18 protein-coding genes are annotated in these 16,449 nt (G+C 61.1%); 7 read left to right on the top strand and 11 right to left on the bottom strand.

Annotated elements, in window-relative coordinates; translation table 11 throughout:
- Nucleotides 1-4 precede the first annotated feature (4 nt).
- Together RT582_RS18820 and RT582_RS18815 are read left to right on the top strand one after the other, a co-directional pair.
- Nucleotides 5-1,780 (top strand): hydantoinase B/oxoprolinase family protein, encoded by a 1,776-nt coding sequence (locus tag RT582_RS18820; protein WP_102886310.1) that lies wholly within the window; start codon nt 5-7, stop codon nt 1,778-1,780.
- Nucleotides 1,781-1,942: 162 nt separating this feature from the next.
- The gene (locus tag RT582_RS18815) at nt 1,943-3,112 is read left to right on the top strand and encodes a porin (RefSeq protein ID WP_225231717.1); all 1,170 of its coding nucleotides are present in this window, start codon (nt 1,943-1,945) and stop codon (nt 3,110-3,112) included.
- Nucleotides 3,113-3,159: 47 nt separating this feature from the next.
- Here RT582_RS18815 and RT582_RS18810 read toward each other — a convergent pair whose 3' ends face one another.
- Both RT582_RS18810 and salA read right to left on the bottom strand, forming a co-directional pair.
- Nucleotides 3,160-3,510, bottom strand: a complete 351-nt coding sequence (locus RT582_RS18810) for a cupin domain-containing protein (protein WP_102886311.1) — start codon at nt 3,508-3,510, stop codon at nt 3,160-3,162.
- A 275-nt stretch (nt 3,511-3,785) separates the two neighbouring features.
- Nucleotides 3,786-5,072 (bottom strand): salicylate 1-monooxygenase, encoded by a 1,287-nt coding sequence (salA, locus tag RT582_RS18805; protein WP_102886312.1) that lies wholly within the window; start codon nt 5,070-5,072, stop codon nt 3,786-3,788.
- 121 nt (nt 5,073-5,193) lie between these two features.
- Between salA and RT582_RS18800 the strand changes: the two genes are divergently transcribed.
- The gene (locus tag RT582_RS18800; RefSeq protein WP_102886313.1) at nt 5,194-6,099 is read left to right on the top strand and encodes a LysR family transcriptional regulator; all 906 of its coding nucleotides are present in this window, start codon (nt 5,194-5,196) and stop codon (nt 6,097-6,099) included.
- A 20-nt stretch (nt 6,100-6,119) separates the two neighbouring features.
- On the opposite strand, the gene RT582_RS18795 is transcribed toward RT582_RS18800, so the two are convergent.
- From RT582_RS18795 to RT582_RS18775, 5 genes are all read right to left on the bottom strand, one after another.
- Nucleotides 6,120-7,172 (bottom strand): purine-cytosine permease family protein, encoded by a 1,053-nt coding sequence (locus tag RT582_RS18795; RefSeq protein ID WP_313479212.1) that lies wholly within the window; start codon nt 7,170-7,172, stop codon nt 6,120-6,122.
- A 270-nt stretch (nt 7,173-7,442) separates the two neighbouring features.
- Nucleotides 7,443-7,691 (bottom strand): hypothetical protein, encoded by a 249-nt coding sequence (locus RT582_RS18790; RefSeq protein ID WP_313479208.1) that lies wholly within the window; start codon nt 7,689-7,691, stop codon nt 7,443-7,445.
- A 143-nt stretch (nt 7,692-7,834) separates the two neighbouring features.
- Nucleotides 7,835-8,764 carry a DUF4928 family protein gene (locus RT582_RS18785; protein ID WP_077563843.1) on the bottom strand — a complete coding sequence of 310 codons (930 nt, stop codon included), beginning with the start codon at nt 8,762-8,764 and terminating at the stop codon, nt 7,835-7,837.
- A complete protein-coding gene (locus RT582_RS18780) occupies nt 8,764-9,912 on the bottom strand; it encodes a DNA cytosine methyltransferase (protein WP_313479203.1) in 1,149 nt (382 codons plus the stop codon). Before RT582_RS18780 ends, RT582_RS18785 begins: the two co-directional genes overlap by 1 nt.
- Nucleotides 9,905-10,117 carry a hypothetical protein gene (locus tag RT582_RS18775; RefSeq protein WP_077563839.1) on the bottom strand — a complete coding sequence of 71 codons (213 nt, stop codon included), beginning with the start codon at nt 10,115-10,117 and terminating at the stop codon, nt 9,905-9,907. Before RT582_RS18775 ends, RT582_RS18780 begins: the two co-directional genes overlap by 8 nt.
- Nucleotides 10,118-10,202: 85 nt before the next feature.
- Between RT582_RS18775 and RT582_RS18770 the strand changes: the two genes are divergently transcribed.
- The 4 genes from RT582_RS18770 (at nt 10,203) to umuC (ending at nt 13,129) form a co-directional block, all read left to right on the top strand.
- Complete coding sequence (locus tag RT582_RS18770; RefSeq protein WP_446750907.1) at nt 10,203-10,502, top strand: type II toxin-antitoxin system YafQ family toxin; 300 nt, start codon at nt 10,203-10,205, stop codon at nt 10,500-10,502.
- A 126-nt stretch (nt 10,503-10,628) separates the two neighbouring features.
- Nucleotides 10,629-11,204 (top strand): recombinase family protein, encoded by a 576-nt coding sequence (locus RT582_RS18765; RefSeq protein ID WP_001173919.1) that lies wholly within the window; start codon nt 10,629-10,631, stop codon nt 11,202-11,204.
- A 228-nt stretch (nt 11,205-11,432) separates the two neighbouring features.
- Entirely contained in the window at nt 11,433-11,885 is a 453-nt protein-coding gene (locus RT582_RS18760; protein ID WP_313479197.1) for a LexA family protein, read from the top strand.
- Nucleotides 11,870-13,129 (top strand): translesion error-prone DNA polymerase V subunit UmuC, encoded by a 1,260-nt coding sequence (umuC, locus tag RT582_RS18755; RefSeq protein WP_313479194.1) that lies wholly within the window; start codon nt 11,870-11,872, stop codon nt 13,127-13,129. Before RT582_RS18760 ends, umuC begins: the two co-directional genes overlap by 16 nt.
- 229 nt (nt 13,130-13,358) lie before the next feature.
- On the opposite strand, the gene RT582_RS18750 is transcribed toward umuC, so the two are convergent.
- From RT582_RS18750 to RT582_RS18735, 4 genes are all read right to left on the bottom strand, one after another.
- Nucleotides 13,359-13,700, bottom strand: coding sequence for a hypothetical protein (locus tag RT582_RS18750; RefSeq protein WP_313479191.1), 342 nt, complete (start codon nt 13,698-13,700; stop codon nt 13,359-13,361).
- A gap of 313 nt (nt 13,701-14,013) precedes the next feature.
- Entirely contained in the window at nt 14,014-15,684 is a 1,671-nt protein-coding gene (locus RT582_RS18745) for a DNA cytosine methyltransferase (protein ID WP_313479188.1), read from the bottom strand.
- Between the two features lie 97 nt (nt 15,685-15,781).
- A complete protein-coding gene (locus tag RT582_RS18740) occupies nt 15,782-16,228 on the bottom strand; it encodes a hypothetical protein (RefSeq protein ID WP_313479184.1) in 447 nt (148 codons plus the stop codon).
- The coding region (locus tag RT582_RS18735) for a hypothetical protein (RefSeq protein WP_313479181.1) at nt 16,228-16,449 on the bottom strand (222 nt) is incomplete at its 5' end. The genes RT582_RS18735 and RT582_RS18740, both read right to left, overlap by 1 nt.

Genomic DNA, 16,449 nt, shown 5'->3' with positions numbered 1-16,449 from the left:
CACTATGAGCAAGCAAACCGTTGGTCATGACGTCGACAACGACATCGACCCGATCACCTTCGAGGTGATGCGCAGCATCTTCGAGTACGCCAGCGACCGCATGGCCACCGTGCTGCAACGTTCTTCGTTCTCGCCGATCCTGGCGGACATGCTGGACTTCTCCAACGCCATCTACGACGCCGACCTGCAGCTGCTGAGCCAGGCGGCCAACTGCCCGGTGCACCTGGCGGCGATGAAGTTCAGTGCCGAGGAAGCGGTGAAGACCATTGGCCGCGAGAACGTGCACGAAGGTGACGTGATGGTGGTCAACGACCCCTATCGTGGCGGCACCCACATCAACGACATTTCGTTCATCAAGCCGATCTTCTACAAAAAGGAACTCATCGGCTACGGCGTCAGCCGCGGCCACTGGATGGACCTGGGCGGCGGCGGTGCCGGCGGCCAGGCTTTCAGTACCCACATCGCGGCCGAAGGCCTGCGCCTGCCACCGCTGAAGATCTACTCGGGTGGCAAACTCAACGACGACCTGCTGGCGATCATCCTCAACAACTCGCGCACCCCGCATTTCATCAAGGGCGACCTGCAGGCGCACCTGGGCGCGCTGCTGGGCGCCGAGCAGGAGCTGCAACGGGCCTGCGAGCGCTATGGCGCCGAGACGGTGAAGAAGGCCATGAAGAAGATCCAGGCCTACACCGAACGCATGATCCGCGAATCGATCCGCAAGATCCCCAACGGCGTCTACGAAGCCGAGGACTACGCAGACACCGATGGCATCAGCGACCAGCGGGTAAAACTCAAGGTCACCCTGGAGATTCAGGATACCTCGATCAAGGTCGATTTCGCCGGTACCGACCCGATCTGCCAGGGCGCAATCAACTCGCCACGAGCCAACACCATTTCCGCCGCGCTGTATTCGCTGCAGTTCTTCCTGGCGCCCGACGCGCCGCAGAACCAGGGCATGTTCAACCCGATCGAGGTCGTGCTGCCCGAAGGCTGCTGGCTGAACGCACAGTGGCCGGCGCCGACCATCGGCTGCACCACGCTGACCTCGTCGAAGATCACCAGCGCGATCTGGCAGGCCCTGGCCAAGGCCATTCCCGAGAAGATCACCGGCTCTACGTGCTCGGAATGCAACTGGTTCGTCGCCAGCTGCACCTCTTCCGACGGCAAGACCGACGTGTTTTCCGACCTGCCGGCTGGAGGCTGGGGCGGTACCCCATATGCCGACGGCATGAGCGTGACCATGGACCCGCTGGGCAACTGCATGAACATGCCGGCCGAAACCGCCGAGTTGTTCTTCCCCATCGCCTACGAGGCCTTCGAGCTGCGCGGCGACTCAGCGGGGGCTGGCCGCCACCGTGGCGGCCTCGGGGCCACCTTCAAGGTGCGCTTCCTCGGCGGCGGCGAACTGGGCATGGAAACCTCGCGTACCCTCGAAGGCAGCCCCGGAGCCTCGGGCGGCCTGCCCAGCGCAGTACAGCGTGCCAGCCATATCCACGCCAACGGCGACGTGCAGGTGATCGGCGGCATCGCCACCGACGGCTCGTGGACCAGCCCACTGCTGGCCTCGCACAAGTTCAAGGCCGGCGATGTGTTCATGTTCGAAAGCACCGGCGGCGGTGGCTGGGGCAACCCACGCAAACGCACCGTGGCCGAAGTACTGGAAGACGTACTCGACGAGTACATCAGCATCGAAACCGCCAAGCGTGACTATGGTGTGATCATCGACCCAATCACGCTGCAGGTCGACGAGGCCGCTACCTCTGCCCTGAGGGGCTGAGTAGCGTTAGCCCTCTCCTGCCCCAGGCCTTGCGGCCTGGGGCAGACCTTCAAGCCAACCCAATACACAGAGGCACTGGTGTCGCCTAGCGCGACGCCATCGCCTGGTCACGTCTGCAATCCCCACTTCGTCGCCCTTAAAACAATAACTCCGGAGCGATTCATGAAGATTCAACGCTATGCGTGCGCGCTGATGTTGCTCGCCCTTCTCGATCAACCGAAACAGGCCGCAGCCCTACCGGTGACCGAGCACCTGGATATCGGCGGAGCGATACGCGGCCGGCTCGATATCGATCCGGACCGGGACATTTCCAGGTTCGATTTCGACACGCTCATCCTGCGCGCCGATTACCACTCGGAAAAGTGGATCGGCTCGGCACAGTATCGCTTCTACGGCAATGCCTACCCTTTTCAGTACACCGATGCCATCGGTGATATCGCCTTTTTCGAGCATGCCTGGGTGGGCTACAGGTTTTCCCCTGCACATCAGGTTCAGCTTGGCCTGACCGACATCCCGTTCGGCCTGGGCCGCTACTTTGGCAATACCTTCTTCGAGACCCTCGGCAACGTGGTCGGCCTGGAGGACACCCAGGACATCGGCATCAAGTACCTTGGCCAGTTCGACGATTGGGACCTGAGCGCGGCCTACTACCCGGTCACTGCGCAACAGGGCCATGGCACCAGCCGTGGCGGCCGCACCTACGGCACCAGCGTGGCCTCGGCTGACAGCTATGTGGCACAAGGCAGCGACAACGAGGAACAAGACATCCTCGTCGGGCGTGTCGCCCGTCGCTACAGCGCAGGTGACTGGCACGGCGAGGTCGGCGTGTCGCTACTGTCCTCAAACTTGCACAACAACGACACCGACCGCGATGGACAGCGCCTGGCCACGGCACTGCACCTCAAAGCCCAAAGAGGCCCGCTCGGTTTCCAGGCAATGGCGGTACGCCAACGCATGACGCCGAAGAACCCTGGAAGCGACACCTTGGTGAGCTTTGGTGGCTTCGATGCCACATTCAATGTCGCCGCCAAGGGCAACCTGTACGTGGCGGACGTCAGCTATGAACTGGCCGAACGACTCGGCTGGCTGTCGAAGGTCAAGGTGTATGCCAACTACAGCCTGTTCGACAAGGACCAGGGGCAATTCAGCAATTCGCAGCGAGCCATTCTCGGCAGTTCATTCAACCTGGGGCGGCTCTTTGTGGCGCTGGAATGGCTGCATGGTCGCAACGACCCGTACATCGGCGGGAGCGATTTCACCCAGAGCCTGGGCAGTGGTGGCAGCGACCGTTGGGAAAATCAAATCTACAGCAATGTGGGCTATTACTTCTGATTGTACTTGCCGGGAGCATTGGGGCTGCAGGCAGCCCCAATGTTGCGTTACTGCGCCAAAATCATATATGTCTTGCGCACCGTACTGCGAATATCCCATACACCCAGTGTGTCGGCAGTAAAATACAGCACATCACCCGCCGAGAAGTATACCGGCTCACCGCCGTCCGGCGTGAAACACCCTTCTCCCGAAACGATGTAGCTGTATTCGGCTTGGCGCACTTGGCGCTTGAACTGGCCTGGCGTGCATTCCCAAACCCCGACATCGCCACGTCCGTCGACAAGCGCTTGGCTATGCGCAACCCGCGCTAACGCTGGCGGCTGCGAGGCTGCTGGTTCCAAAATCACCGGCTCGCCAAAGGCCAGGTGTTCGCAGGCACTGATCAGGGTAAGCGTCATTTCGGTATTCCTCCGAGTCTTTATTAAAGTGACTACTTATTAACTTACCCAGATACAGCGCACAACCAAAAAATAGCCGAACAACAATAAAAACCCATTTCCCTACTGCTATTCATACTACCGCACAAACTCACTACTTCGATTGTTATCTCCATACGATTGAATAGCTGACACAACAACAGAGAAACTTGAGAGGCTCGGCAATTATTGCGTTCGGCCACTGCGATGTGAAACCGTCATTATCGCAGTCCACGATAGCGCTCCTCGCGGCCGCTTCACGCCGCACTCAACTGCAATCCAAGCAACTCACGCGCCTGAACCAGATCCTCGTGCACATCGTGATTCCACAGCCAGTCGAAGCGCTCGGCGAGCACCTTACCCAGCAAGCTTTTATCGGCCTGCACTACCGGGTCGCGCAGCTCGTAGAGCTCGCCAGCCTCGAAGGAGGTCCGCTGCACCTGGCAAGCGCGGGGTCGGCGTACGGCGTCATAGGCCAACAGCACAGCCTCAGGGCGCTTGCCGATCACGTTCGGGTCGGCCAGCAGGCGAGCCAGCAGCCAGGCATCCTCCAGCCCCTGCCCGGCACCGGCGCCCTGATGCGGCAGCATGGCATGGGCGGCATCACCGATCAGGCCGACCCGACCATGGGCGTAGCCTGGCAGCTCGGCCAGGTCATGCAGCGCCCACAGCGAAGGGTTGGGAATATTTTCCAGCAACACTTGCGCGGCGGCATCCCAGCCAGCGAAGGCCGCGAGCATCTGCGCCTGGGTCGCCTGGCGCACCCAGGGGGTATCGCCCGGCCAGACCGGGTCGGGCCGGCTGCGGTCGCTGATGAAGGCGACCACATTGATCAGCCGGCCCTGCTTGATCGGGAACGTGAGGATATGACCGTCCAGCCCCAGGTACATCTGCGGCACGTCGATCAGGTGTTCGTCCAGGCCACGGTCGCGGTAGGCCTGGCGCAACTGCTGGCTGTCGATCAGCCCGCGGTAGGCACAGGTACCACTGAAGCGTGGGGCTGCCAGGGGTTGCTGCAACCCTTGCAAGACATGATCGCGAATCGACGACTTGATGCCATCGGCACCGATCAGCAGATCGCAGCGGTGCTCGCTGCCATCGGTGAAGGTCACCTGCACCTGCTCACCGGCCTGCTCGACCCGTTGCGCACGCTTGCCGAACACGGCGACGCCCGCCGGCAGCTGGCGGGCCAGCGCATCGAGAAAATCAGCGCGATGCACTGACGATTGCCCGACCCCCTTGGCCACGCTGCTGCCCAGGTACTGGGCATCCTCGCCCATGCGCCATTCGAACCAGATGTCTTGCCAGGGCGCCGGGGTGCTGTCGGCGATGTTGCGATAGGGCTCGGCGATACCGAGGCCGGCAATGGCGCGCACGGCATTGGCACCGAACGACACGCCGGCGCCGACTTCGCCGAAGGCCGCGGCGGCTTCGAACAGTTGCACGTTCAGATGAGCATGGCGGCACAGGTCGAGTGCCAGGGCGACCCCAGCGATCCCACCACCAATGATGGAGACGTTCAGACAAGCAGAAGATTCATGCATGGCAAGGCACCCTTTGGGCTGATTGTTATTGGTGTGCCCGGATGATTACCCCTGCGCCGATATTGATAAATATCGTGTAGCCTATAGATCACATCACCATTGTGAATATTGCCGAGCTGCCATGGAACTGCGCGACCTGGATCTGAACCTGCTGCTGGTCTTCAACCAACTGCTGATCGACCGCAAGGTATCCACCGCCGCCGAGCACCTGGGGCTGAGCCAGCCGGCCATGAGCAACGCGCTCAAGCGCTTGCGCACGGCCCTGCAGGACGAATTGTTCGTGCGCACCTACCAGGGCATGGAGCCCACGCCCTACGCCTTGCAACTGGCAGAACCGGTGACGATGGCCATCCAGACCCTGCGCGACGCCCTCGCCCGCCAGGACACTTTCGACCCGGCAACCTGCACCCGGCGCTTCACCATGGCGATGACCGACATCGGCGAAATCTACTTCATGCCCAAACTGATGGACGCCCTGGCCGAACGCGCCCCGGGCTGCACCATCAGCACGCTGCGCAATACCAGCGACACGCTTGCCGAGGGCTTGCAGAACGGCACCATCGACCTGGCCGTCGGCTTGCTGCCGCACCTGCAGGCGGGGTTCTTCCAGCGCCGCCTGTTCCACCACCGCTACGTCTGCCTGTGCCGAGCCGGTCACCCGGCCACACGCGAACCTTTGACAGTGGAGCGGTTCTGCAGCTATGGCCATGTCCGGGTGGTAGCAGCCAACACCGGCCATGGTGAAGTCGATACCTTCTATGCCAAGGCCGGGGTGGCGCGTAACGTGCGCCTGGAAGTGCCGCACTTCGTCGCAGTGGGCCATATCCTGCAGCAGACCGACCTGCTGGCCACGGTGCCCGAGCGCTTCGCCACCAGCTACGAAGCCCCCTTCGGCCTGTGCATCCTGGCGCCGCCGGTGGAGTTGCCGAACATCGAGATCAACCTGTTCTGGCATGCACGGTTCAACAGGGATCCGGCCAATCGGTGGTTGCGGCAGTTGATGTTCGATCTGTTTTCCGATCAGTAAGGCGATGGGCCCGACCCACCCTACTCTTCGGCATTGGCCAGGTTCGCCCTACGCCTCACCGCTGGCGGCGCCTTGACCATGAAATACAGCCCTCCCGCCAAGGCCAGCCCCGCGAGCCAACTAACATCCGCGCCGATCAGCCGTGCAACGTAGCCTTCGAAGAACGAGAACTGCATGAACGGCACCGTGCCGATCACCGACACCGCATACACCAGCATCGTCTTGCCGTTCCAGCGTCCATACCGACCCCGCGCATCGTAAAGATCCGCGATGTGGTAAGCGCCCCGCTGCACCAGGTAGTAGTCCACCAGGTTGATCGCGCTCCAGGGAATCAGCAGGTATAGCTGCCCGATCAGGATATCGGCGAAGAACGTGTCGAAGTGATACTGGGTGCGCGTGGCAATCAGGCACGCCAGCACCGAGAGCACCGCCATCATCGCCGCCTTGGTCGCGGGCCGCACCTGGCGCAGCGTGGCGAAACCGCTGTAGATGGTGGTGCTCGACATGTAGGCGCTGTACAGGCACAACACGTTGTACTGCACCACGCCCAGCACGATCACCACCAGCACGGTTTTCGCCCAGGGGCCGAACAGACTGGCGATCGCAGCGCCCGGGTCCAGGTGCAGCGCCGAAGGCAGCACCGCGGCCAGCAACGCCCCCAGCGCCATCATACCCAGCGACCCCAGGGCACAGCCGAAGTAGGTAGTCCAGAACGTATCGCGGGTGCGCACGTCGGCTGGCAGGTAGCGCGAGTAATCCGCCACGTATGGCCCGTACCCCAATGTCCACGACGCCGCCTGGGCGATCACCAGGTTGAACACCGGCATCGAAAAGCCGCCGGCGCTGAACTGCAGGCTGCCCAACGAGTGGGCGCGGACCAGGATCAGTACCAGCGCGGTGCCGAACACCAATGTCGACAGCAGCGTCATCCAGGCACCCATGCGGTGGATCAGCTCGTAGCCGACGACGCCGATCACGAACGTCGCGGCACCGATCATCACGATCGCCTGGTTGTCGCTGACCGGCAGCAGCGTCTTGAGCGTGTCGCGCATCAACACCCCGCTGGCGGCCATGAACAGTACGGGGTTTGGGGAGCAACGGAACCAAAAACCAACGTAAGGCGGGATTAGAGTTCGGTTCTGCCGTTCACAGGCGCAGTTATCAGAACTTTGATTCGCCGAACGGGTTTTCTGCACCGCTACTGCCGTCTTTCGCTGACCAGGGTCACGCGCCTGCCCAGGTTCGGAAAAACGATGGTTTCCCCGGACTCACCAGCCGGCACAAGGGTTTGCGGGCAGACGCTGGGCTTAAGTGCACTTTCTGTTCCGTTGCTCCCCAAACCCCTAGGACAGCTCAAGCTGGATCTGGTTGAGTCGGGCGTATGCAGCCTCCCAGGACTCGCCAGGGCGAGCTAGGCGCCCCACTTCCTCCTTGGTCAGCTTCCCGGCTTTGCTCTTCGCCGGAGCCTTGCCGACTCCCTTGGCTGGCTGCTTCTTCAGCCCATGATGCAGATCGCCGGGCCGATCATCGGCGGTAATTCCGGCGGACTGGTTTTCAACGCCAGGGGGGGAGCTGTGGGAATGGTCAGCCACGGCAAAGAGACGTTTAACCAGGTCGTGCCGATTGGGCGCGTCCTGGACGTGGCTTCCGGTGAACGGACAAGGCACTCACCTATTCTCTAAACGATGAGAAACAAAGAAGGCGGCCATTTGGCCGCCTTCTTTGGTTGCAAAGCTCACTGGCGAAACTCGATTTTTAAGCTCGGATCAGTTTCGTACTCATCAATAATTTCGTTGTAGCGGGTCACTACATCTCCCACAGCTACGCGGCGACCCTCAGCTGCAAACCTGCCCAGTTCGTAGAGGTTCAGGGCTACGAACTGTTCAACCTCGAAAACGTCGATGCGTTCGCCCAGGCCCGCATTTTCGGCCAGCCCTTCGGCAACTGTCAGCCCGCGTGCTGTCGTGACGATGATTGGCCGGTGGCCGTCGTCAATGTTGTCGCGGCAACGGCCAATGACCGCTTCGCCGGGTGCCGTGGTGACGTGGATAGCCACATCGCCAATGAAGAAATCACCATTACGGCCGGTTTGAGCGTCAGACGTTGAAAAGCTGTTGTGATCGAACTGGCCTGCACCTAGGGCGCAATCGAGCTTTGCCCCGACCAGGTGTTGCAGTACCGCGCCTGCATACTGCATTCCTGGGGTGTTGCGCTGCCGTTCTTCGGCTTGGGTGATCATGTCCCGCACCAGTGTTCGCAGGCTGCGCGAGGCGTCTAGGCGAATCTTGAAGGGCTTGGCTGAAAAGAATTCATGCACGCGCTCAATCCAGAACGCTTCAACGGCATCAAGATCGACTACGCCGTCAGCAGTAAGGCCATTGAGGAAGGCCACATATTCGCGCATGTTGCTGATGCTGCCGCGACTGGTGCGTCCGCCTTCAGCAGCTAAAACGCGAGTTATTCCGTGCCGGGCAAGCACCGTTTGCACCGCGCCACGGCCCAGGCCGAGAACCTGGCCACCGGCTTCGGTCAGCAGCTCGTCCGGGTTGAGCGGCAGCCCCTTCCGTGCGTGCTGCGTGATGACCAGCGCAACGCATAGCGGGCCTTTGCGGCTGAATTTCCGATCTTTGTTGAAGTCCCGCAGGGCCGTTACCAAATCCGTCATTACGCTGCCTTATTCTCGACCGCTAAGGCCGCCGCTAACAGCGGTTCTAGGATGTGTTCGGCTAGGAAACGCACGACCGGAACGGCCACGCCATCGCCGGCCAGGTGATAAGCGTCGTTGTAGTTCTTGGGTAGTGCGTAGGTGTCCGGTAGTCCCATGAGGCGGGCAGCTTCACGCGGCGATAGTAGGCGCGAGCGAACGCGCTTTCCTTCAATTACCATGATGGTTTGACGGCTAGAACCGCCTGTAGGCGTGCGCAGGCAACCCGCCACATCATCGAAACGGATTTCAGCACGCTGCACCTTCTCACCGTTTGGGCCATCGGCGCGGGTACGCTTGTAGATCGTACCAACCTGGCGGCCGCCGGCTTTCTTGGCGGCTTCGACTTTCGCCAGGTTTAACGGGTTCATCATGCCGAGCAGTTTCTTTGTTTCGGCGGCAGTGTGCCAGGTAACACCGTGCGGCTTATCTTCCACCAGGTCAGCAAAAATTGATGTTCGCGTTGGAGGTGCCGGCAGGTTCCACCATTCCCATGAGCTTTGCGCCCGCTTCGAGAGCTTGCCGTAAGCCTCGATCAGCGCGGACGGATGCCATTCCCCTGCGGGGCCATTGGTGACGAGGGCGCGAGGAATCGGCGAGGACTTGCGCACACCAATGATGAACAGGCGCGGCCGCGACTGCGGCAGGAAGTGAACGGCGTTGATGACCACAGCACCGAACCGATAGCCGTTGTTCGATAGTGCCGAGCTGATTGCTGCGAAGTCTTTGCCATCGTGCGAGCTAAGGGCACCGCACACGTTTTCCAGCACGACCAGGCGCGGGGCGCGATCTTCATCGCCCAGGGCCTTGATGAGTTTCCAGAACGGCCAGAAGGTGCCAGAACGATCACCTTTGAGGCCCGCGCCGGTGCCGGCCAGGGAGAGGTCTTGGCAAGGAAACGAGGCCCAAGCCAGGTCAGCGCCGGCCGGAAGGTCAGCCGTGGTCAGTGCTGCCACGTCACCGACGCGCAGATGATCAGCACCCCAGTTTGCAGCGTAGCTTGCTGCTTTTTTTGGATCGAAGTCATTAGCAAGTAGGCATTGCCAGTCTGGGCCAAGGCCAGCCCTGGCCATACCTCCGCCTGCGAAAAACTCATAAAAGCTAGCCATTGTTTCCCCCTGCATCTTGCGGACGCGATGTCGAAGCGAGGCGCGTCAGGCGTTCCGTCACCGCTTCGATGATCCAAGTGTTGCGCGATACGTTGCCGGCCCGGCGCGAGCATTCGGCATCAATGGCTTCCAGTACCTCAGAAGAGAGGCGCAGATTGATGCGCTCTAGCGCATTAGAACGCGAATTTTTACGGTCGGCTTTCATGGGCGCCATTGTGGCGCCAAAGCGGCACATGAGCCAATTAATAATGACTTTTGTCGCGCAAGTTAGGACTCATGCGACGCCTTAAATGTCATTTTCAGAAGACGACTGCACCAGACAACGCGGTTTGAAGGCTGTTGTGCAGTCGTCTATTGAACGAACAGTATCAGGAGTCCGCTGCACGAATGATGACCTCAAGCCGGTTCTGGTCGCGCTGGCGACCGATCAGCCCCTGGATGTGCGATACCGCGACCACGATCTTTCCGGCGATTGGGCGGGCTACCGCGAATGCCACATCAAGCCCGACCTGCTGCTGATCTACCGCAAGTCCGACGCCGACACCCTGCGACTGGCGCGGCTTGACTCCCATAGCGAGCTGTTCGGCTGATGCCAGTCGCCTTGTCCGCCAAACGATCATTAGGCGGCCAAACCGGACGCCTGTCCGAAAACATCTTGCGCAACGGGATGACGGACAATAAGATAGGCGGACGGTATAACGGACAAATTGGCGGAAATGGCACTCATCGGCTATGCGCGGGTATCGACGGCGGAACAGGACACCGCCTTGCAGACGGATGCGCTGCGCAATGCAGGCTGCGAACGGGTTTTCGAGGACACGGCATCCGGGGCCAAGGCAGACCGGCCCGGCTTGGCCGATGCGCTGGCTTATCTGCGCGATGGCGATGTGCTGGTCGTCTGGCGGCTGGATCGGCTTGGCCGCTCCCTGCCGCACCTGATTGAGACGGTCGGCAAGCTGGAAGCACGGGGCGTCGGCTTCCGCTCGTTGACTGAAAACATCGACACCACCACGCCGGGCGGCCGGCTCATCTTCCATGTGTTCGGTGCGCTGGGCCAGTTCGAGCGCGACCTGATCCGCGAGCGCACCAAGGCCGGGTTGACCGCTGCCGCCGCACGCGGGCGCAAAGGCGGACGCAAGCCGGTTGTCACTGCCGACAAGTTGCAACGAGCGCGGGAGCTTGTCGCCAACGGCTTGAATGTCCGCGAGGCCGCCGCACGCCTCAAGGTAGGAAAAACCGCTCTCTACGCTGCCTTGCAGGCGGCCAGTTCTGGCAGTGCAGCCGACTCCTGATATTTCGTGCAGTCGCCTTCTGAAAACGACATGACTACATCAAGACAACAAAGCACCACGTTGCGACTTGGGTATACCCAAAAACCCGGCTATTTCGGCTGGTTAGCGAAGTCTGCCAGGCTAAATCGGTGGGCACCGCAGCGCGGACCGCTCTTACCGACAACCCGCGATTGCCTCCCGACAACCCCGCTGCGATACTGTATATAAACACAGTAAGACCCAGCCACTATGACTGCAGTTCTTGGCCACGCCCGCCCCTCCACCGCGTTTGTCCGTCTGATCGAGGCGCGTGTAAGCGCAGGGTTCCCGAGCCCGGCTGAGGACTATGCCGAGACGTACCTTTCTCTTGATGAGCTGGTGAACATCAGAGCCCCTAGCGTGTACCTGGTACGCGCCGGAGGGGACAGCCTGACCGGCATCGGGATCTATGACGGGGATGTATTGATCGTGGATAAAGCCGCAAAAGAACGCGCTGGGGATGTAGTAATCGCCATCGTTAATGGCGAGTTCACCGTCAAGATTCTCCGTTTTGATGCGCATGACAGACCCACCCTAGAGCCTGCCAACCCCGCCTATCCAGCCATCACGATTCAAGAAGGTGAGCAACTGGAAATCTGGGGGGTGGTCACTGACAGCCTCCACTCCCTTCGTGGCCGAGGTTCAACGTGTACGCGCTGGTAGACGGAAATAACTTTTTTGTAAGCTGTGAGCGCTTGTTTCGCCCCTCGCTTCACGGCATACCCGTTGTTGTTCTCAGCTCGAACGATGGTTGCGCCATTGCTCGAAGCCCCGAGGCGAAGGCGCTTGGCGTGAAGATGGGGCAACCATATTTCGAGCTGCGCGACTTGGAGATACGCAACGGCCTCGTCTGCTGCAGCAGCAATTTCGCCCTCTACTCCGACCTCTCCAGCCGCCTCATGCGCCTACTGGGCACGATGGCCGTTCGCCAGTCAATTTACTCGATTGACGAGTCATTTTTGTGGCTGGGAGGGGTGCCAGGCGATCTGGAAGCGCTCGGCCGCACAATGCGCGATAGAGCCGCCCGCGAGGTCGGAATTCCAGTCGGCGTCGGCATAGCGCCAACAAAGACGCTGGCCAAACTCGCCAACTGGGGAGCAAAAAAATGGAAGGCAACAGGCGGCGTCGTGGATCTGCAAGATCCCGCCAGGCAGCGCCGCCTGCTTGCGCTGGCAGACGTTGGCGAGGTGTGGGGGATTGGCCGGCAGCTTTCCGCGCGCCTTAACGCGATGGGCGTCACGACCGCTCTTCATCTTGCCGACTACGACCGGAAAACATTGCGAAGAATCTTCAGCGTGAACGTCGAGCGGACCGCTCGCGAGCTCTCAGGTGAACGCTGCTTCGAGCTGGAAGAGAGCCCTGAACCGAAAAAGATGATCGCCTGCACCCGATCCTTCGGCACTCGGAAATTCGCCCTGCAGGAGCTGCAGGAGGCAGTTGTGGGATACGCCACCAGGGCCGGCGAAAAGCTGCGCAAGCAGCGGCAGCTGTGCCAGGCAATCCAGGTTTTCGTTCGGTCCAGCCCCTTTGACAAGAAAGGCACGCCCTACAGTCGCGCTGTTTGCGTAGCGCTACCCTACCCGTCCTCAGACACGCGCGATCTTGCTGCTGCCGCCCTCGGCGGACTGCAAGCCATCTACCGGCCAGGGCCGGCGTATGCAAAGGCTGGCGTGATTCTTATGGATTTCGTAGATCCAGGCCGCTTCACGCCGGATCTCTTTGCGCCACCGCCACGGTCAGGCGGTGACCGTCTTATGGCTGTGGTGGATGCGATAAACGCAAAGCAGGGAAAGGGGACCATCAGACCTGCGCGCCTGTCAGCGGAGTTAGGCTTTTCGATCAAGCGCGAGAAGCTCAGCCCCCGCTTTACTACTTCCTGGACAGACCTTTTAACGATCCAGAGCTGAGCCCTGGGGATGCGGCTCATGCCGTTAATCTCCTGCCTCATCACGCATCCCAATCCAGAGTGCGAATTGCGCGCCCAGCAAGGCCAAGCCGGTCCCAAACCACAACCAGCTGCTGTCACGCATGAAGGGGCCAATGAGCAGCCAAGCGATTGAAAGAAGCCCACCAGCCCTGATCATCCAGCCAATGAAAGGCGCCCTGCACTCAACAGCATTACACGCTCGAAAAAACTTAGTCATGCTGATAAAACATCCGAATCATCAGGCCGAACATGATGCACGGCGCCGCCGCCGCCACCGCCCACTGTGGCATACCGCCCTCAAACCACGCCGCACCCATCACCGCGTTTCCCGCCGCATAAATCACCATTCCAGCCATACCATTAGCCAGAATGCCCATCACCGCCACGGCTGCCCCAATGCCCGCCGCGACGGCCACCGGCCACCCCAGCTCCCCCAAGACCCAACCCGGCAACGCTCCGCCGATCCCTAGCCCCCCCACCCCGAGCAGTAGCAAGGCTACTGCTCGGAAAAAAGCCCCACGCCCTTCACCACTAGATTTTCCAGCCATCATTCACCCTCTTTGCCCGGCTCATAAACCAAGGGGCTCTGCCCCTTGTCATCCCCGATCTCGCCTGCGATGCATCAGGAGCATGGGAGGTGAAGCGCCTCCCAAGCTCCCTCGCTAAGGCTGTGGGGTCGCTGCGCGCCGTCAAGCAGAATGCGGCCTTGCCGGTCCTGCGGACGCGGAACCCACCGCAAGCGGCGGGGCCCCCGCCATTCAGCCTGACAGCTCTACGCTTGATTGGCAGACCAATCCGCAGCGGCTACTCGTTTACATTCTAAATGAGCGTCAATAGTGGCGCCCGCGAGGGCGCCACTCACTGTCACGCCGGCTGCGTCGCAGCCGTCAGACCAACCGCTATCGGCCGCACCCACACTGGCAAATTGCTGAGCAGAAACGTCTCTCCCTGCTTGGCCAGCAGCAGGGTCCGCGCCATCACACCAGCAATCGCCTCGGCCGCTGCAGGCGGCACCGCGTTTCCGATGCGCTCCCTCCACGCCTGATCGCTCAGGCCATCAAGCTCAAGCTGTTCTTCGGGGTCAACAAGGCTTTGCAGCGCCGCAAGCTCAAACGTCGTGAATGGTCGGTGCCAAGTACCATCCAGGCTCTCAATCACGCACGTCAGGCGCTCATTTGCAGCCGGGACACGCGGATCTGCAACCGACCAGCGCCCGTTGTCCTGCCGCGCGCTTGCCGATACCGCCCCAGCCTGCCCAGACCACTCCACCACCCCATAGTGACCCCCGGTCAAGTAGGCATCACCCTTGCCCCTCCGCATACCCGGTCGCGGGTCTTGCAGCGCAAACGCACCCTGGCCGGTCGTGCTTCCGGCGATCACGGTCCCGGCCGGCTTGCTCCAGGGCGAAACCAGGTATTTCCCGAACCCCTTCCTGCCCCGACGCGGATCAGCAACGCTGAACGTTCCCTGCCCCGGCGACTTCACGCCTATAATGGCCCCGCTCGGCTTATCCCATTGGCGCACCCCGTATTGCTGGTACTGCAGCGCCCCTACGGGCGCTCGCGGATCTGCCACCGAAAATGCGCCATTGGTGGGACTGGATCTCCCAGCCACCGTGCCAATTGAGTCGTCCCAGTCATTCACCCCCAGATAGCCCGCGTACGCCTGGGGAACGATGACGAAATCCCGCAGGTAGCCATCCTCAACAGCCAACCGCTCCAGGCTTCTCCAGTCTTTACCGGCTTCAACGAGAGCCAGCCGCACCCAAGTTTTCCATTGCAGCGCCGGCACGCGGTGCATAGGCCCCGCCCGCTCCACGTCTCCCGGCAGGGGAATCCTGCCGAGAACGGACCCAACTGACTGCAGACAACGCTTTTCCGGCTCGTACAGGAAAGGGGGCACCGTCTCAACGTGGCGCGCTACCAGCAGGAAGCGTTTTCGGCTCTGCGCCAGCCCCCCCAGCTCACCGCAATCGTGCGTAGTTTCTGCGACCGCATACCCGTAGTGGCCGAGCAGCTGAGCGATTTGGTCCAACAGATGGCGACCCCGAGTCGCCAGGCGCGGCACGTTCTCGAAAGCAATCAAGGGGACCGGCTTGTGCCGCCAGGCTTCGCACATCAGCCAGACGCAACGCAGTGTCAGCTCATTCAGCGATTGATATTTGGGCGTGCGACTCATGGTTTCGGACAGCAGCCCACTCGCACCCTTGCAGGGGCTGCTTATAAACACCATGTCCGGGTCTTCGTTGCCGGCCGCCCGGCGAATGTCCTCGGGAGTAGCTTCCGACCAGCCGGCCGGAGGCTCCACCCCGTGAAAGCGAATGTATTGCTCGCGCGTGAATAGATCGAGCTGAGTACCCTCAACGCCCGCAAGCTCGCGGAAGTCGCGCAGCGCCGCACCATCCACGTCCACCCCGCCGATGCAGCGCCACACAGCCTGCATATTGCCCACGATCTCGCGGTTCTGATTGAAGCCCTTGGCCCCGCCGCCCAACCCGCAACAGAAATGAAAATGCTTCAGTTCGTGCTTAATCACGTTCTTATGTCCTTCGCAGAAAGAGGTCCTGGCACGGTTGCCGCCGTGAACTCCAGGACACCGAGGCAGAATTGCCTCGGTACGGTTCCGGTTGAAATCAGTTGCAGCCGGATCGATCGCTCAAGCTCATCCGACCATCTGCAATTGCCAGCCGCATTCCAGCCAAAAGCTCATCAATGCCCTCTTGCAGCTCATCCCCCTCGAAGCCACCCACAAAGCGCTCCGCCGCCGCCAGGGCATTCACGGCCCCAATCAATGAGGTTGATAGGCCGCCCCTCCGTGCCGCCACCCTGCTCGGCGTGTTCTTGTGAAACCAGCGCAACACGGCGCGGAACTCGCGCAGTTGCTCGGGATCGGCCAGATCAAAGTCGATACATTCGGCCGGCTTGGAATCGAAGCAGTCCAGCCGGCTCCAGGAGTGGATCTGAACGCCGAACACCTGGGGATCGATCATGCTTTCGTCATCAGCCTGAACCCAGATCACACGGTCATCAGTGCTGTCGTCATCACCAAACCCGCTGGCCACCACTTCATAGAAAGGCATCACGCGCCCTCCTTTGCCGACTCGAAATCTTCGGAGCGGTAGGGCTCAATTTCTGCACCACAAACTGGGCATTCATCGTTGCACTGGCAAGACCAGGCATCCTGCCATTCGGCCCCGCAATGCCGGTAGAAGTTGACAAAAAGTGCTTGCTCGCTAGCCATGATCCGATCTCCTTCGCAGTTTCCCTGGAGCGGTTGCCGCCGCGTGTTCCAGGGTGCCGA

Source organism: Stutzerimonas kunmingensis (assembly GCF_032106285.1).
In the GTDB taxonomy this organism is placed as follows: Bacteria; Pseudomonadota; Gammaproteobacteria; order Pseudomonadales; family Pseudomonadaceae; genus Stutzerimonas; species Stutzerimonas kunmingensis_B.
This window is presented reverse-complemented; position numbering and strand designations above follow the sequence as displayed.

Excerpts from the sequence above, each read along its gene's own strand:
- RT582_RS18820 (WP_102886310.1), top strand. The coding sequence starts at position 5 with ATGAGCAAGCAAACCGTTGGTCATGACGTCGACAACGACATCGACCCG.
- RT582_RS18815 (WP_225231717.1), top strand. The coding sequence starts at position 1,943 with ATGAAGATTCAACGCTATGCGTGCGCGCTGATGTTGCTCGCCCTTCTC.
- RT582_RS18810 (WP_102886311.1), bottom strand. The coding sequence starts at position 3,510 with ATGACGCTTACCCTGATCAGTGCCTGCGAACACCTGGCCTTTGGCGAG.
- salA (WP_102886312.1), bottom strand. The coding sequence starts at position 5,072 with ATGCATGAATCTTCTGCTTGTCTGAACGTCTCCATCATTGGTGGTGGG.
- RT582_RS18800 (WP_102886313.1), top strand. The coding sequence starts at position 5,194 with ATGGAACTGCGCGACCTGGATCTGAACCTGCTGCTGGTCTTCAACCAA.
- RT582_RS18795 (WP_313479212.1), bottom strand. The coding sequence starts at position 7,172 with ATGGCCGCCAGCGGGGTGTTGATGCGCGACACGCTCAAGACGCTGCTG.
- RT582_RS18785 (WP_077563843.1), bottom strand. The coding sequence starts at position 8,764 with ATGACGGATTTGGTAACGGCCCTGCGGGACTTCAACAAAGATCGGAAA.
- RT582_RS18780 (WP_313479203.1), bottom strand. The coding sequence starts at position 9,912 with ATGGCTAGCTTTTATGAGTTTTTCGCAGGCGGAGGTATGGCCAGGGCT.
- RT582_RS18775 (WP_077563839.1), bottom strand. The coding sequence starts at position 10,117 with ATGAAAGCCGACCGTAAAAATTCGCGTTCTAATGCGCTAGAGCGCATC.
- RT582_RS18770 (WP_446750907.1), top strand. The coding sequence starts at position 10,203 with ATGTCATTTTCAGAAGACGACTGCACCAGACAACGCGGTTTGAAGGCT.
- RT582_RS18765 (WP_001173919.1), top strand. The coding sequence starts at position 10,629 with ATGGCACTCATCGGCTATGCGCGGGTATCGACGGCGGAACAGGACACC.
- RT582_RS18760 (WP_313479197.1), top strand. The coding sequence starts at position 11,433 with ATGACTGCAGTTCTTGGCCACGCCCGCCCCTCCACCGCGTTTGTCCGT.
- RT582_RS18750 (WP_313479191.1), bottom strand. The coding sequence starts at position 13,700 with ATGATGGCTGGAAAATCTAGTGGTGAAGGGCGTGGGGCTTTTTTCCGA.
- RT582_RS18740 (WP_313479184.1), bottom strand. The coding sequence starts at position 16,228 with ATGCCTTTCTATGAAGTGGTGGCCAGCGGGTTTGGTGATGACGACAGC.